This is a genomic window from Salipiger bermudensis, assembly GCF_019801965.1.
GTDB classification, from domain to species: domain Bacteria; phylum Pseudomonadota; class Alphaproteobacteria; order Rhodobacterales; family Rhodobacteraceae; genus Salipiger; species Salipiger bermudensis_A.
The window spans coordinates 150,125-166,822 of the sequence record NZ_JAHVIA010000010.1 but is presented as its reverse complement, the minus strand read 5'-3'; the positions used below and the strand labels follow the sequence as shown (position 1 = coordinate 166,822).

The 16,698-nt window shown below is 66.1% G+C and carries 10 protein-coding genes; 4 read left to right on the top strand and 6 right to left on the bottom strand.

The window, feature by feature from the left end; genetic code table 11:
- Window positions 1–134: 134 nt before the first annotated feature.
- The 5 genes from KUV62_RS20700 to KUV62_RS20680 all read right to left on the bottom strand — a co-directional run bounded on the left by KUV62_RS20700 (window position 135) and on the right by KUV62_RS20680 (window position 10,057).
- Window positions 135–2,234 carry an Ig-like domain-containing protein gene (locus KUV62_RS20700; RefSeq protein WP_222605646.1) on the bottom strand — a complete coding sequence of 700 codons (2,100 nt, stop codon included), beginning with the start codon at window positions 2,232–2,234 and terminating at the stop codon, window positions 135–137.
- Between the two features lie 763 nt (window positions 2,235–2,997).
- The gene (locus KUV62_RS20695) at window positions 2,998–4,731 is read right to left on the bottom strand and encodes a sugar phosphorylase (RefSeq protein ID WP_222605645.1); all 1,734 of its coding nucleotides are present in this window, start codon (window positions 4,729–4,731) and stop codon (window positions 2,998–3,000) included.
- Window positions 4,732–4,930: 199 nt separating this feature from the next.
- Complete coding sequence (locus tag KUV62_RS20690; RefSeq protein WP_222605644.1) at window positions 4,931–5,818, bottom strand: endonuclease/exonuclease/phosphatase family protein; 888 nt, start codon at window positions 5,816–5,818, stop codon at window positions 4,931–4,933.
- A gap of 36 nt (window positions 5,819–5,854) precedes the next feature.
- Entirely contained in the window at window positions 5,855–9,331 is a 3,477-nt protein-coding gene (gene mfd, locus KUV62_RS20685; RefSeq protein WP_222605643.1) for a transcription-repair coupling factor, read from the bottom strand.
- Window positions 9,332–9,535: 204 nt separating this feature from the next.
- Window positions 9,536–10,057 (bottom strand): component of SufBCD complex, encoded by a 522-nt coding sequence (locus KUV62_RS20680; RefSeq protein WP_222605642.1) that lies wholly within the window; start codon window positions 10,055–10,057, stop codon window positions 9,536–9,538.
- 223 nt (window positions 10,058–10,280) lie between these two features.
- Between KUV62_RS20680 and hemB the strand changes: the two genes are divergently transcribed.
- Together hemB and KUV62_RS20670 are read left to right on the top strand one after the other, a co-directional pair.
- Window positions 10,281–11,279: a porphobilinogen synthase gene (gene hemB, locus KUV62_RS20675; RefSeq protein WP_222605641.1), complete on the top strand. Its 999-nt coding sequence runs from the start codon at window positions 10,281–10,283 to the stop codon at window positions 11,277–11,279.
- Window positions 11,280–11,415: 136 nt separating this feature from the next.
- Window positions 11,416–11,970 (top strand): YSC84-related protein, encoded by a 555-nt coding sequence (locus KUV62_RS20670; RefSeq protein WP_222605640.1) that lies wholly within the window; start codon window positions 11,416–11,418, stop codon window positions 11,968–11,970.
- A 334-nt stretch (window positions 11,971–12,304) separates the two neighbouring features.
- Here KUV62_RS20670 and KUV62_RS20665 read toward each other — a convergent pair whose 3' ends face one another.
- The gene (locus tag KUV62_RS20665) at window positions 12,305–12,574 is read right to left on the bottom strand and encodes an usg protein (protein ID WP_222605639.1); all 270 of its coding nucleotides are present in this window, start codon (window positions 12,572–12,574) and stop codon (window positions 12,305–12,307) included.
- 191 nt (window positions 12,575–12,765) lie between these two features.
- Here KUV62_RS20665 and gyrA point away from each other — a divergent pair, with 191 nt between their 5' ends.
- Both gyrA and KUV62_RS20655 read left to right on the top strand, forming a co-directional pair.
- Window positions 12,766–15,522, top strand: coding sequence for a DNA gyrase subunit A (gyrA, locus tag KUV62_RS20660; protein ID WP_222605638.1), 2,757 nt, complete (start codon window positions 12,766–12,768; stop codon window positions 15,520–15,522).
- A gap of 422 nt (window positions 15,523–15,944) precedes the next feature.
- Entirely contained in the window at window positions 15,945–16,637 is a 693-nt protein-coding gene (locus KUV62_RS20655; protein WP_222605637.1) for a M48 family metalloprotease, read from the top strand.
- The last annotated feature ends 61 nt before the right edge of the window (window positions 16,638–16,698 follow it).

Here is a 16,698-nt window from a genome sequence, read left to right as displayed (position 1 = left end):
AACAATCGGCGCAAGCGGATCCCGGCTCCGGACAAAAAGAAACGGAGCGGCGAGCACCGCTCCGTTTCCCGTCATCATCCCGGCGCAGGGTCGAAGTGCGCCGGAACGAAGAGCGTCTCCGGCAGAACCCAGCCTTACTTGGTCAGCAGCTGCGCCTCGTGCTTCTTGAGCGAGCGGCGGGCGGCACCATAGGCCTCGAGACCCTCGGCATGCTCGAGCTCGGGGAAGAGTTCGAAGATTTCCTGGCGCTGCTCTTCGCCGATGCCGCGCAGCGACAGGTCGCCGGGCTGGAAGCTCTCGGTCCAGGCACCGTTCGACAGCACAACCTCGTGGTTGTCGAACATGATATGGATGTAGGTCACGCCCAGCGTCTCGACCTCGTCCACACCCTCGAGCCCGGTCAGGTGCTTGGCGGCAGCGAGAACCTCGCGCTCCTCGAAATAGAGGGCGGTCTTGTCGTTGGAGACCAGGATACGGTGATTCGGCGACACCAGGAGATCGTGCTCGGGCAGGTTCTTGCCCAGCGAGCCCTGCTGGATCAGCACCGGCTTGAGCTGCGGCTTGCGCGCCAACTGGTGGCCGGTGAGCTCCTTGCGACCGACCCAGCGGATCTGCTGGATGCCGTTGTCGCGGGTGATCACGCGATCGCCGACCTGGAGGTCCTCGACGAGGCGCTCGCCCTGCGGCGTGGCGATCAGCGTGCCCGGGGTGAAGCAGGGCAGCACGTCGACGGTGACGGTGCCCTCGTCGGTGCCGCCATTGCCGTCATCGATGGTGTAGTCGAACGTGTCGGCACCGTTGTAGCCCTCGTCGGCAACATAGGTCACGGTGCCGTCGGCGTTCAGCGTCACGGTGCCGTTCTCGGCGGTGCCGACCGAGGTGATGGTCAGCGCATCGCCATCCGCGTCGGTGTCGTTGACCGTCGGATCGAAGGTCTGCGGATCGGTTGCCGTCGCGGTGATGGCATCGTCCACGGCCACCGGCGGAGTGTTCTCGCCTGCGGTCGGGTCGGTCGGGACGGTGACGTTGATCGAGACGGTCGCCTCGTCGGTGCCGCCATTGCCGTCATCGATGGTGTAGGTGAAGCTGTCGGCGCCGGTATAGCCCTCGTCGGGCGTGTAGGTGACGGTGCCGTCCTCATTGATGGTGACGGTGCCGTTCTCGGCATCGCCGACGCCGGTGACGGTCAGCGGATCGCCGTCGACATCCTCGTCGTTCACCGTCGGATCGAAGGTGATCGGCGTGTCCTGCGGCGTCTGCTCGCTGTCGTCATTGGCGACCGGATCGTCATTCACCGGGTTCACGGTGACATCGACGATCGCCGAGGCGCTGTTGCCGTCGGGATCGGCGACGCTGTAGGAGATCGTGTCGGCGCCGTTGTAATCCTGGTTCGGAGTGTAGGTCAGCGTACCGTCTTCGTTGATCACGACACTGCCATTTTCGGCGGTGGCGCTGGTCACGGTGAGCGGATCGCCGTCCGGGTCGCCATCATTGTCCAGGACGTCGATCACCACAGCGACGTCCTCGTCGGTGACGATGCTGTCATCCTCGGCGAAGGGCATCACCTCGGTGCTGTCGGTGGTCGAGAAATCGATGTCGGAGACCAGCACGCCCTGGGTGTTGTCGCCGCCATTGGCGTAGCTGATCTCGATACGCGAGACCGGGCCGGCGATGTCGACCTGGATGGTGCCATCCTGTTCGGCGAAGGAGGTTTCCTCGGTGCCGGTGGCGGTGCTGCCGTCGACGCTGCTGCCGGCGGAGAGAACGGTCATGGTAACGTCGACCGGATTGCCCTCGGCATCGTAGGCGAGGATGGTAACGATGTCCTCGAAGCTGCCGCCGCTCTCGGCGGCATATTCCAGAAGCTCGCCAAGATCGCTGCCCTCACCGGCATCGACGTCGTTCAGCAGGAACGAGACGTTCTGCACCTCGTCGCCATAGAGCGCGTTGGTCGAGTTGAAGTTCAGAACCGTGGTCGAGGTCTGGCCGGCGGCGCTGCTGCCGCCGTCGCCGAAGAGCTTCAGGTGCGAATTCGGGTCGGTGTCAGAGCCTTCCGGAACGTAGCCCTCGAAATTGGCGGTGAAGGCCTGTGCGTCGGGCGTCTCGGCCGTGAAGGTGATGTCGACGGCGACGCCGCCGGTCTCCACGGTGGTGCTCACGCCACCCGGTGCGGTGTTTTCGAGATTGGTGCCGTAGGCACCGAGCAAACTCCAGTCCAGAACCAGATCAGCCATAATTTTCGACCCTCATAACCTTACAGACCGGGGCGGACCCGGAACCGCTCTCACGACGTCGGCAAACCCGCCGACAGCGCCTCTTGCTCGTCATGCCTGCAATGTTGCGAAGGAACGCCCCGCCCCCGTGCCACAACACAATGTGGACGAAGCGCGGCTTCTGGCGGCGGAGACCGAGCCTCCATACGCATCCCTCGCATCCTTGCGGATGCTTGACAGTTCAGCGGCCGCCCCCGTGGCCTTTTGTAGTCTTCACCCCCCAGTCGGGCTTGAGACGTTTCTAACCGGGTCTGACCGTTGCCTCAAAGGGAAAAGTGGCGGGATCTAGGCACTTATCGCCACATCTTCGACAAACAAAGGCGACTTGTTGACAGATTTGCGCATCTCATGGTTGAACATCGTTTCTCTTTGGAAACGCCGGATTTTTCAGGATTTTCAGGAAACAAAGGGAAATCGTGTTCTTACAGGCGGCAGTCAGGCTTGATCGTCCGATTTTCCGCAACAGTCCGCAGGGAAATGTGGCGGAGCCTCGGTGCGGCAGATCGTGCCAGAAATGAGGCAGCCGCTGTTCTCGCAGCGTGGCCAATTCCGCGAGATGCCGCAAATTACCGCCCGAAACACCGGAGAAACCCGGCTCGCAGCCCGAATCGTTACCGCCGCTTCGCGCCAAATGCGACGAAGTTTGGGCGGAGACGCTTTTGAGGATCGCATGAAAAAGGCGCGGGGCGACCTCTGCCGCACCCGCGCCTCATTCTCGGCCGGATCAGACCAGGTTGGTGATCCACCGGCACTGATAGGGCGCCATCGTCACCGGCCCGGCCGCGATGGTCTCGCCGCTCAGCAGGTCGACCCATTGCTCGTCGGCGATCAGGTTCAGCTCGCCCTCCGGGATCTCGATGGTCTCGTCACTGACATTGTGCAGCGCGAAGATCGATTGCTCGCGGTCGAGCGACTGACGCCACAGGCCGAAGATGCGGTCGTCGACATTCAGTGTGAACTGGGTGGCGTTGGGGTGGAAGCCCGGCTGCTTCGAGCGGATCTTGAGACGCTCCGACAGCGCCGCCAGAACGCGGGCATGGATGGTCTCGGGATCGGCGAGCTTGTCCTGCAGCACAGGGTAATCCCAGCGGTGCCGGTTGATCGCCCGGTTCATGCCGCGCCGCTCCACCGCCTCGAGATCGTTGGGCGTTGCCAGCATTGAGTGGATGTAGAAGGCCGGGATGCCCTCGAGCGACATCGGGATGGTCTGCGAGCACAGGAAGCGTTCGAAATGCAGATCGTCGGTGCCCTTGAAGGTGCGCCCCATGGCCTCGAAGAAGGTGCAGTTGAGCTCGTAGGGCGCCTCGCCGCCGCCGGGCAGCGAGCGCATCGAGACCTTGCCGCCGATCTCGTGGATGGTGTCGATGATCTCGCCGATCTCGGGCGGCGGCAGCAGACCCTCGGCGGGGCGCATGCCGATGCCGTCATGGCTGGCGGTGAAGTTGAGGTAGGCGCAGCCCAGCGGCGCCGGCGGCATGGTGCGCTGCCAGTCGATCAGGTATTTCGCCGAGCCCGACATCATCGCGTGCAGCGTCAGCGGCGGCAACGGGAAGTTGTAGACCACATGGGCCTCGTTGCGGCGGCCGAAATAGCTCAGGTTCTCGGCCTTGGGCACGTTGGTCTCGGTGAGCAGGATCACCGTCTCGGTGGCGTAATCCATCAGCAGCCGCATCAGCTGGATCACCGCATGGGTCTGCGGCAGGTGGATGCAGTTGGTGCCGAGCTCCTTCCACAGGAAGGCCACCGCGTCGAGCCGGATGATGCGCACGCCCATGTCGATATGCAGGCGGATGATGCGGATGATCTCGAGCAGCACGTCGGGGTTGCGGAAATCGAGGTCGATCTGATCGTGGCTGAAGGTGCACCAGACATGGCGGGTGCCCATCGCGGTCTCGACTTCCTGCAGCAGCGGCGTGGTGCGCGGCCGCGTCACCATCGAGACATCGTCCGACGGGTCGGCCTCGAAGAAGAACTTGTCGTAGGGCTTCTGGCCCTGCCGGTAGGCATTGAACCACACGCCCTGGCTCGAGACGTGGTTTAGCACCAGATCCGACATCAGGTGGAATTCGCTGCCGATGCGGGTGATGTCGGCCCACTCGCCGAGCTGCGGGTTCACCTTACGGTAATCGGTCACCGCGAAGCCGTCATCCGAGGTGAAGGGGAAGAACGGCAGGATATGTACCCCGTTCACCACGCCCTTCATGTGGGTCAGCAGGAAATCGTGCATCAGGTCGAGCGGCTTGTGATGGCCGTCGATCAGGCTGTCGCCGTAGGTGATCAGGACCGCGTCGTTCTGGGTCCAGAGATTGTTGCCGGGCTTGCGCGGCTGGCGGCGGCGGTGCTTGTCCTCGGGCCAGAAGGCCTCGACGACCTGGCTGCCAAGAATGTGCGAGTCCACATCCGGATAGATGAAATGGAGCAGCGAAGACAATCTGGCGCTGAAAGAGCTCTCGGTCATGAAATCCCTTTAATCCTGATCGGTTCAGGGGCGCCTTGTCTGCAGGTGCCGGGCGGGATCGCTCCCTAGGCGAGAAGATGCAGCAGGACGCTTCCTTTTGCGTTAAGCCCTTCAAAGCGCTTTCACAAGTGAAAAGCAAGGTCGCGCCGGCCCGCGCGGCGCGTCCTCAGGGACTGCCCGCAAAGCGATCTTGCCGCGCTCAGAGCCCCGGCAGGTCGAGCAGCAGCGCGGCGTGATCGCTGGCATGGGGCCGGTGGCGACCCACGCCCGGCAGCCGTGCGCCCTGCCCCGCCTCGTGCCCGAGACCACGGTAGAGCACCCGCGGCACAGCCTGCGGAAAGCGCCGCGCCAGCGCTTGCGAGGCGATCATCACGTCCGGGCGATTGTGCTTGTGCAGATGCGGCTCGTAATAGGTCCAGCGCTCGTCCGCGGGGAGCCGGAGGCCCAGATCCACCCCCGCCGCCTCGAGCGGTGCGATGGCGCGCTCGCCCTCGCCGCGCGGCTCGTTGAGATCGCCGGCCACCAGCCAGAGCGCCTCTGGATCAGACGGCAGCAGCCGCAGCACCGCCTGCGATTCCAGCCGCCGCAGAGCCCAGGCGCGGCGCGGATCCGGCCATGGCGCCTTTAGATGCAACACGAAGAGCGTGAGCGCGCCGAACCGCGCCTCGAGGCAATCGCGCCGAAACACCGGCTGATCCGCCGGCATCCCCGGCAGCGGCTCGAGCCCCAGATCCGAGGGCAGCAGTTCGGCATGGCTCGAGGCCGCGTCCCAGCGCCGCCGCGCCATCAGAGCGACGTCGAGCCCGCGCCCGTCATTGCCCGGCAGGCAGAGCCGGTGCGGGTAAGGATCGGTGAGGCCCGCGAGGTAGCGGTCGTGGAAGGCGTCGAGGCTTTCGGCGTCGAACACCTCCTGCAGCGCCAGTACCTCGGCCCCGGTGGCGGCCAGCAGCGCGGCGGTCAGCCGGCGGTCAGCGGCGTCATGCGCCGGGCTCTCGGCGTCGTCGCGGTCGCGCGCGCCGTGCAGGTGGCCGCCGCTGCCATCCGGCAGCAGCCGCAGGTTCTGCATGTTGAGCGAGGCGATCCGCATCCGCCCCTCCTCCTCCCCTGTCGGGGCGCGCCCGGCTCAGGCGTCCTTGCGCAGCCGGATCGCGCCCGCCTTCTCGGCCAGATCCCGGGCGATGGCATAGGCACCCTTGATCTTGTCGCTGTCCTTGGCCCAGTCGCGCCGCACGACGATCTTGTTGTCCTTGATCTTGGCGTGGTTGTTCGGGTCCTGCACGAAAGAGACCAGCCCCTCGGGCTTGGCAAACTTATTGTTGTGGAACTGGATCGTCGCGCCCTTGGGCCCGCCGTCGAGCTTGGCGATGCCGGCGCGCTTGCACATGGTCTTGATGCGCACGATCAGGAGCAGCGTGTTGACCTCCTTGGGCAGCTTGCCGAAGCGGTCGATGAGCTCCGCCGCGAAGCCCTCGAGCTCCACCTTGGTCGACAGCTCCGAGAGCCGCCGGTAGAGGCCAAGGCGCACGTCGAGATCGGGCACGTAATCCTCGGGGATCAGCACCGGCACGCCGAGATTGATCTGCGGCGCCCACTGGCCGTCATCGTCGAGCAGCCCCTCGAGCTCGCCCGACTTGATCTTGGCGATCGCCTCCTCGAGCATCGACTGGTAAAGCTCGTAGCCCACATCGCGCATCTGGCCCGACTGTTCCTCGCCAAGCAGGTTGCCGGCGCCGCGGATGTCGAGATCCTGCGAAGCAAGCGTGAAGCCGGCCCCCAGCGTGTCGAGCGAGCCCAGCACCCGCAGGCGCTTTTCGGCGGTGTCGGTGAGCTTGCTGCGCGGCTTGGTGGTCAGGTAGGCATAGGCGCGAGTCTTCGAGCGCCCGACCCGGCCGCGGATCTGGTAAAGTTGCGACAGGCCGAACATGTCGGCGCGGTGCACCACCATGGTATTGGCGGTCGGGATGTCGAGGCCCGATTCCACGATGGTCGTCGCCAGCAGCACGTCGAACTTGCCGTCGTAGAAGGCGTTCATGCGCTCGTCGAGCTCGCCCGCCGCCATCTGACCATGCGCCACCACGTAAGAGACCTCGGGCACCTGATCGCGCAGGAATTCCTCGATCTCTGCGAGGTCGGAGATGCGCGGAACCACGTAGAAGCTCTGGCCGCCGCGGTAATGTTCGCGCAGCAGCGCCTCGCGGATGGTGACCGCGTCGAACTCGGAGACATAGGTGCGGATCGACAGGCGGTCGACCGGCGGCGTTCCGATGATCGACAGATCGCGCACGCCCGAGAGCGAGAGCTGCAGCGTGCGCGGGATCGGGGTTGCGGTGAGCGTCAGCACGTGGATGTCGGAGCGCAGCTGCTTGAGACGCTCCTTGTGGCCGACGCCGAAATGCTGCTCCTCGTCGATGATCAGGAGGCCGAGATTCTGAAAACGGATGCCCTTGGCGAGCAGCGCATGGGTGCCCACGGCGATATCGACGGTGCCTTTCGTGATGCCATCGCGGGTCTTGGCGGCATCACCGGAGCTGACGAAGCGCGACAGGGGTGCCACGTTGATCGGGAAGCCGCGGAAGCGCTCGGCGAAGCTCTTGTAGTGCTGGCGGGCGAGCAGCGTCGTCGGTGCGATCACCGCCACCTGCACACCCGACATGGCAGCGACGAAGGCGGCACGCATGGCGACCTCGGTCTTGCCGAAGCCCACGTCGCCGCAGATCAGCCGGTCCATCGGCTGGCCGCTGGTCATGTCCTGCAGCACGTCCTCGATGGCGCTGATCTGGTCGTCGGTCTCGCTGTAGGGGAAGCGCGCGCAGAAGCTCTCCCACGCACCGGGCGGCGGGTCGATGATCGGCGCTTTCCGCAGCGCGCGCTCGGCCGCCACGCGGATGAGCTTGTCGGCCATCTCGCGGATGCGCTCCTTGAGGCGGGCCTTCTTGGCCTGCCACGCACCGCCACCGAGCTTGTCGAGAAGCCCCTCGTCATGGCCGTAGCGCGACAAGAGCTCGATATTCTCGACAGGCAGGTAGAGCCGCGCGCCCTCGGCATATTCCAGGAGCAGGCATTCATGTGCGGCGCCGGCGGCAGAAATCACCTCCATGCCTTGATAGCGGCCGATGCCGTGATCGACATGCACGACGAGATTGCCCGGGGTCAGCGATTGCGCCTCGGTGAGGAAGTTCTCGGCCTTGCGGCGCTTCTTCGGGGCGCGGATCAGCCGGTCGCCCAGCACGTCCTGCTCGGAGATCACCGTCAGGCGCTGGCCCTTGCCGGCCTCCTCCCAGGGCGCCTCGAAACCGGATTCCAGCGCCCAGACCGCCAGGTGCAGCCCGCGCTTGCCGATCCGCGTGCCGTTGCCGATGGGGATCGCCTCGGCCAGCCCCTCGTCCTCGATGAGCCCGGTCAGGCGCTCGCGCGCGCCCTCGGACCACGAGGCGATGAGCACCGGGCCATCCTGCATCTTCTTCTTGACGTGATCCGCCAAGGCACCGAACAGGCTGACATTTTCCTGCTGGCGCTCGGGCGAGAAATTGCGCCCAATGCGCCCGCCCGCATCCACGACGCCGGGCCCGCTGGCCTGCGGCAGCGGGTGGAACTGCACCATGCGACGGCCCTCGGTGGCCATCTCCCAGGCAGTGTCATCGAGATAGAGCTGGCCCGGCGGCACCGGTTTGTAGACCGAGTCGATCCGGCCCTTCTGTGCCATCGCATGGCGGCGGGTCTGGTACTGGTCCTCGATGCTCTCCCATCGCGCCAGCCGCGCCGGGGTGAGCTGGTCGTCCATCAGGAGCGGCACGCCCGGCAGGTAATCGAACAGCGTCTCGAGCCGCTCATGGAAGAAGGGCAGCCAATGCTCCATGCCCTGCTGCTTGCGCCCTGCGCTGACCGCCTCGTAAAGCGGATCGTCGCTGCCGCCGGCGCCGAACTCGATGCGGTAGTTCTGCCGAAAACGGGTGATTGCCGCCTCGTCGAGGATCACCTCCGAGACCGGCGCCAGCTCGACCAGGTCGAGCTTTTCCGTGGTCCGCTGCGAGACCGCATCGAAGCGCCGCGCGCCGTCGAGCACGTCGCCGAAGAGATCGAGCCGCACCGGCCCGCCCTCGCCCGGCGGGAAGATGTCGATGATGCCGCCTCTGATGGCGTAATCGCCGGGCTCGGTCACCGTGGGGGCCTGCGAGAAGCCCATGCGCACGAGGAAATCGCGCAGCGCCTTTTCATCGATGCGGTCGCCGACGCGGGCCGAGAAGGCGGCATCGCGCAGCACGTCGCGGGCGGGGATATACTGCGTCGCCGCCGACAGCGTGGTCAGCAGCACGAAGCGCTGCGGCATGGCATGGACCAGCGCCGCCAGCGTCGACATGCGCGCCGCCGAGATGTCGGGATTGGGCGAGACACGGTCATAGGGCAGACAGTCCCAGGCGGGGAAGCTCACCACCGGCATGTCGGGCGCGAAGAAGGCCAGCGCCTCCTGCAGCGCCGCCATGCGCTTGTCGTCTCGGGCGACATGGATGACGGGGCCGGCGGCCTTCTCGACCTCGGCCAGGATCAGCTTCGCGTCGAAGCCTTCGGGCGCGCCGCCCATGATGATGCGGGACTGTGACATGGAAATGGGATGTGGCGCGCGGGGGCGGCGCCGTCAACCGCTCATAGCGCGGCCTCGTGCGCACGGAGCGCGGGAATCGAAAGGTCGCGCATGGAGACCGGTGATCAACACGTCGCGCTCGCAGCGCGCTCTTCACCACTTCGCGCTCGCAGCGTGCGAAAAGGCACCTCGCGCTCGGTGCGCACGGGAAAAGACGGGCCGCGCTCAGAGCGCGGTAAACGACATGTTCTGCGCCATGCCCCAGAGCGCGGTGACGAGGATCGAGACCAGCCCGATCACCTGCACCCAGAAACGGTGCGAGGCCAGCTTGCGCCGCAGCGCCTCGCCCGAGAGCCCGTTGCCGCGGATCCGTGCCGCCGTCCCGATGCTCATCAGGCCGACGAGAGACATCGGGAAACCGAGCAGGAACAGCGCCTGCGACAGCTCGATCTCGTAGACGAAACCGGTGACCGCCAGCATCGACAGCAGCGCCGAGGCCAGTGCCACGCCCCAGACCCCGGCCTCCTCGGTGAAGAACATCAGCCGGTTCACGTTGATCCGGACCATGTCCTCGAGGTCGCGCTCGGCCTGGCCGCCGTGGCGCCGGGCGCGCATCACCATGTCGAAGGGCACGCCCAGCACCCAGTGGCTCGCGGTCGACCAGACCACCGCCAGCGAGATCCAGAACCACATGTTCGAGAACGAGCGCATGTCGATGGTTTCAAGAACGATCCGGTACCAATCCACTGAGTGCCTCACAAACCCGTTTTCCGCCTTCTAGCCCGAGAGCCCTCGCTTGCCCAGAGCGCCGGGGCGAGAACCGCGCCGCTGTGCCCGCCGCGCAGCGCCCCGGCGCCTCCCCGTGACACAAGGTCCGGGCCGGCGGGACTGGACAAAGCCCCCGCCGGGGGTGCATTCGGGAAGGCGTATCGCGCCGATCACGCTTTTGAACGACACCGAGGAACCGGACATGCTCCCCACCCAGGCCCCCTTTCCTGCCACCCGCCTGCGCCGGCTGCGCAAGTCCGCGGCGATCCGCGCCCTGACGGCCGAGACCACGCTGAGCCCGGCAGATTTCATCTGGCCGGTCTTCGTGCGCGAGGGCGAGGGCGTGGTGGAGCCGGTGGCCTCGATGCCCGGCGTCAACCGGCTCTCGGTCGACAAGGTCGTCGAGGCGGCGCGCGAGGCACATGCGCTGGGCATCCCGGCAATCTGCCTGTTTCCCTACACCCCCGAGGCGCTGAAGACCGCGGATTGCGCCGAAGCCTGGAACCCGGAGAACCTGTCGAACCGGGCGACCCGCGCGATCAAGGAGGCGGTGCCGGAGATGGCGGTGATGACCGACGTGGCGCTCGATCCCTACAATGCCAACGGCCATGACGGCTTCGAGGTGGGTGGCGAGATCGTCAATGACGAGACCGTCGAGGCGCTGGTCAAGCAGGCGCTCAGCCAGGCCCGCGCCGGGGCCGACATGATCGGCCCGTCGGACATGATGGACGGCCGCATCGGCGCGATGCGCGCGGCGCTGGAGGCGGAAGGGTTCCGCAACACGCTGCTGCTGTCCTACTCGGCGAAATACGCCTCCGCCTTCTACGGGCCCTTCCGCGACGCGGTGGGGGCGTCCGGGGCGCTGAAGGGCGACAAGAGCAGCTACCAGATGGTGCCGGGCAATTCCGACGAGGCGATGCGGCTGATCGAGCGCGATCTGTCCGAGGGCGCCGACATGGTGATGGTGAAGCCGGGCATGCCCTATCTCGACATCTGCCGCCGTGCCAAGGACATGTTCGGCGCGCCGACCTTCGCCTACCAGGTCTCCGGCGAATACGCGATGCTGGCCGGTGCCGCCGAGCGCGGCTGGCTCGACCATGACCGGGTGATGCTCGAGAGCCTGACCGCCTTCAAGCGCGCCGGCTGCGACGGGGTGCTGACCTATTTCGCGCCCGCCGCGGCCCGGCTTCTGAACGGCTGAGGGCGATTTCGCGCCCGCGGCGTCGGGCGCGTCCCTTGCGTCGTGACAGCCGCGGCGATCGCGGGTATAACGCCACCAGATATACCGGCGGGACAGCCGGACCAGAGGCATCGGAAAACAGGATACGAGCAGACCCATGATGATGACCCGACGCAGCTTCACCCTTGCACTGGGGGCGACGGCCCTCCTCGCCGCCTGCGGCAACGGCATCGGCGGCTCCGGCGCCGCCACCATCGACGCGCGGGTGGACAGCACCCTGAGCCAGATGTACTCGCAGTTCCCCGGCACCGTGGACCTCGGCCAGAAGGCCGCCGGCATGCTGGTGATGCCGCTGGTGACCGAGGCCGGGCTCGGCGTCGGCGGTGCCTACGGGCGCGGCGCGCTCCGGGTCGGGGGCGCCACGGTCGATTACTACTCGATGGTGCGCGGCTCGGGCGGCCTGCAGATCGGCGCCCAGCAATATGCCCACGTGCTGTTCTTCATGACCGACGACGCGCTGAACAATTTCCGCCGCTCGCCCGGCTGGGCCGCGGGCGCCAATATCGAGTACGCGACCCCCGAGCGCGGCGACACGCTGGCGGCGGAGACCACCACCTCGCTCTCGCCGGTGATCGCGGTGATCTTCGGCCAGTCCGGGCTGCGCCTCGGCGCCACGCTCGAAGGCACGAAATACACCCGCATCATCCCCTGATCCCGGCGCTCCGACTGGACCAGAGGCCGCAGGGGGGGCTGTCTGCCCCCCTCTTCGCATGCGCGAATTCACCCCCCGAAGGTATTTCTGAACCAAAGAAGGGCCGGCGTTGGAAAGGGCTGGTTAACCTTAACGCGCTATTCCCGAGGGGCGGTACAGGCGGAGGCGCCGATGACCGCAACCGGAGAAGCCCCTCGTCCCTTGTGGCGAGGGGTGACCGGAACGCGCAGCGCGCGCCTTTTCTCTGGTTTTCAAATACCTCGGGGTGAATTCCGCCGGCTTGCCGGTGGAAGAGGGGCAGCGCCCCTCCCCGCCCCGGCCACGGCGTGCTGCATCAGTGGTAATGGAACTCCCCGACAACCTGCCGCCACTCGCCCGACGACAGCATCTTGCGGTGGGTGAAGCGGATCGAGTGCAGCGGGCCCTCGATCTCGTCCTGCCAGAACTCGACGAACTTGAAGAGCCGCGGATGATCCGGGGCGAGATCGTAGTCCTGCCAGAGGAAGGTGTTGAGAACGTTCTGGTAATCGGGCATGCGGTAGAAGATCTCCGCGGTCGTCAGGCCATAGCCCTTGAGCATCAATTCGGTCGGTGTTTCCTGCATCGCTTTACCTCGGCTTTTTTCCGTGTTTAAAGCGTGCCGCGGGAGACATCTTTTTTCAATTAAAACAGTTTGTTAGCAGGCTTTCCCGGTGGCTGCCAGATTTGTCACGCCGGCGGCATTGCGCCCCATATCCTGCATCTGATATAAGCCTCTCTAACAAGATATAGCATAATAACGGACGGGCGAGCATCGTGACCGACACGCCGGAACCCCCTGAAAACGATGACGAAATGAGCGGGCCCGAGCGCCCTGCCTACGCGGGCCCCGCGATTTCGATCATCGACGAGATGAAGTCGAGCTATCTCGATTACGCCATGAGCGTGATCGTGAGCCGCGCGATCCCGGATCTGCGCGACGGGCTGAAACCCGTGCACCGGCGCATCCTCTATACGCTCTGGGAGAACGGGCAGACCAAGTCCAAGCCCTATCGCAAATGCGCCACCGCCGTGGGCGACGTCATGGGCCGTTATCACCCGCATGGCGACTCGGCGGTCTATGATGCGCTGGTGCGGATGGCGCAGGATTTCTCCATGTCGCTGCCGCTGATCGACGGTCAGGGCAATTTCGGCTCGATGGATGGCGATCCGCCCGCCGCCTACCGTTACACGGAATCGCGGCTCGAGCGCACCGCCGAGGCGCTGCTCGAGGATATCGACAAGGACACCGTCGATTTCGTCCCGAACTATGCCAACGAGCGCAACGAGCCGGTGGTGCTGCCGGCGCGCTACCCGAACGTGCTGGTCAACGGCGCCGAGGGCATCGCCGTCGGCATGGCCACGCGCATCCCGCCGCACAATCTCGGCGAGGTGATCGACGCGACGCTGGCGCTGATCGAGAACCCGGATCTCAGCTCCGAGCAGCTGATCGAGTACATCCCCGCCCCGGATTTCCCCACCGGTGGCGTCATCGTGGGCCGCTCCGGCGCCCGCAAGGCCTATCTCGAGGGCCGCGGCTCGGTGATCATCCGCGCCAAAACCCGCATCGAGGAGATCAAGCGCGACCGCTATGCCATCGTCATCGACGAGATCCCCTACCAGGTGAACAAGGCGACGATGATCGAGCGCATCGCGGAATCGGTGCGCGACAAGAAGATCGAGGGCATCGCCCACGTGCAGGACGAATCCGACCGCTCGGGCGTCCGCGTGGTGGTCGAGCTCAAGCGCGACGCCACCGCCGAGGTGGTGCTCAACCAGCTCTACCGCTTCACGCCGATGCAGGTCAGCTTCGGCTGCAACATGCTGGCGCTGAACGGCGGCAAGCCCGAGCAGCTCACCCTGCGCACCTTCCTCACCGCCTTCCTCGATTTCCGCGAGGACGTGGTGGCGCGGCGCACCGCCTACCTGCTGCGCAAGGCGCGCGAACGCAGCCACATCCTCTGCGGCCTCGCCGTGGCGGTGGCCAATGTCGACGAGGTGGTGGCCACGATCCGCGCCTCCGCCGACGCCGCCGAGGCGCGCGACAAGCTGATGACCCGCCGCTGGCCGGCGCATGAGATCGCGCCCTACATCCAACTGATCGACGATCCGACCCACAAGATGAACGAGGACGGCACCTACAACCTGTCGGAAACGCAGGCCCGCGCCATCCTCGAGCTGCGCCTGCAGCGCCTGACCCAGCTTGGCGTCAAGGAGGTCACCGACGAGCTCGAGGAGCTGGCCGGCAAGATCAAGGAATACCTCGAGATCCTCGGCTCCCGCGAGCGCATCATGGAGATCATCTCGAACGAGATGATCGCCGTGAAGGAGCAATTCGCGGTGCCGCGCCGCACCGAGATCATCGACTGGGCCGGCGACATGGACGACGAGGACCTGATCGAGCGCGAGGACATGGTCGTCACCGTGACGCAGTCGGGCTACATCAAGCGCACCCCGCTGGCCGAGTTCCGCTCGCAGAAGCGCGGCGGCAAGGGCGTGTCGGGCGGCTCGCTCAAGGAAGACGACGTCGTCACCCAGCTCTTCGTCGCCAACACCCACACGCAGCTCTTGTTCTTCACCACCGAGGGCATGGTCTACAAGCTCAAGTGCTGGCGCCTGCCGCAGGGCGGACGCACCTCCAAGGGCAAGGCCATCGTCAACATCCTGCCGATCCCGCAGGGCGTGTCGGTGGCGGCGATCATGCCGGTGGACCGCACCGAGGACGAGTGGGACGATCTGCAGATCGTCTTCGCCACCTCCAAGGGCTCGGTGCGCCGCAACCGGCTGTCGGATTTCACCAACGTCATGCGCAACGGCAAGATCGCGATGAAATTCGAGGGCGACGACGCCGCCACCCGCCTGATCAACGCCCGGATCTGCTCGGAAGACGATGACGTCATGCTGGTGACCAATTCCGGCCGCGCCATCCGCTTCCCGGTGCCGGACGTTCGGGTGTTCAACTCGCGCAACTCCACCGGTGTGCGCGGCGTGAAACTGTCGAATGGCGACGAGGTCGTGTCGATGTCGGTGATCCGCCACTTCGAGGCCGAATCCGACGAGCGCGCCTCCTATCTCAAGATGCGCCGCGCCATGGCGGGTCTCGCGGACGACGCCGAGGCGGCCCCGGATGACGACGAGGGCAATGCCGACAGCCTGCTCTCGGCCGAGCGCTACGCGGAGATGTCGGCGGCGGAGAACCTGATCCTGACGATCACCGCCAAGGGTCTGGGCAAGCTTTCGTCCTCGCACGACTATCCGATCCGCGGCCGTGGCGGCATGGGTGTCACCGCGTGGGAGAAATCCATGCGCGGCGGCGAGATCGTCGCCTCCTTCCCGGTCGAGATGGAGGACCAGATCATGCTGGCCACCTCCACCGGCCAGTCGATCCGCGTCCCGGTGGAGGGCATCTCCTTCCGCTCGCGCAGTGCCGGCGGGGTCAAGGTGTTCAACACCCGCCAGGGCGAGACGGTGGTCTCGGTCGCCTGGATCGCCGATCAGGGCGACGAGGAGGATGGCGAGGCCGAGGAGAGCTGAGCCTCCTGAACATGCCCGTGGTTTCTTGACCTCCCGGCCGGGGTTCCTGGCCGGGAGGTTTCTTTTTTGAGTATTTGGAACGTAGAGAAGATCAGGGCGTGGTGCCGGGGCGGCTTGTGGTGGTCCCTTGTTCTGGGGGCGATGTCCCGGCGAGGGGCGCGGGTGGGCGGTGGTGTTTGAGTATTTGGGACGTAGAGAAGATCGGGGCGAGGTGCGGGGCGGCTTGTGGTGGTGCCTCATTTCGGGGCGATGTCCCCGCGAGGGGCGCAGGCGGGCGGTGGTTTTCGAGTATTTGGGACGTAGGGAAGATCTGGTTTGGTGCTGAGGCCTGCGGGACCGGGGATGCGCGGGATTGTGAGGCTGTGGCGCCGGGCGGAGATTTTGCTCTTGGAGGCGGCCCGGGGCGGCCCCATATTCAGGCCATGCTGAAGATTGCCCCGATCCTGCTTGCCATCCTCTACGCGCTCGCCATGTACCGGATCTCGGCCTGGCGTACGGCGCGGGAGCTCGACGCCAAGTCGACCGAGCTGGCCGATCCGCGGCTCAAGGCGCTGACCGATCGCATGGCGGCTGCGCTGGAACTGCCGCGGATCCGGGTCAACATCTATGAGATCGAGCCGGTCAACGGGCTTGCGGCGCCGGACGGGCGCATCTTCATCACCCGCGGCTTCTACAACCGCTACCGCGCCGGCGAGGTCTCGGCGGAGGAGATGGCCTCGGTGATCGCCCACGAGCTCGGCCACGTGGCGCTCGGCCATTCACGCCGGCGGATGATCGATTTCTCGGGCCAGAACGCGCTGCGCACCGCAATCGCGATGGTGCTGGGGCGCTTCCTGCCCGGCATCGGGCCGTACCTCGCGACGGCGGCGATGAAGCTTCTGGCGGCACGGCTGTCGCGCGGCGACGAATACGAGGCCGATGCCTATGCAGCCGCCCTGCTGCACAAGTCCGGCATCGGCGTGGCGCCGCAGAAATCGCTCTTCGGCAAGCTCGAGGCGCTGACCAATGCCCGCGGCGGCGTGCCCGCCTGGCTGATGTCGCACCCCAAGACCGCCGAGCGCATCGCGGCGCTCGAGACCCTCGAGGCGCGCTGGGAGGCGGCGGCGCGAAGCTGAGCCTCCGCCACCTCAAGAGACAGGCGCCGCGACACAACGCCCTTTCGGCCCTGGATTTCTC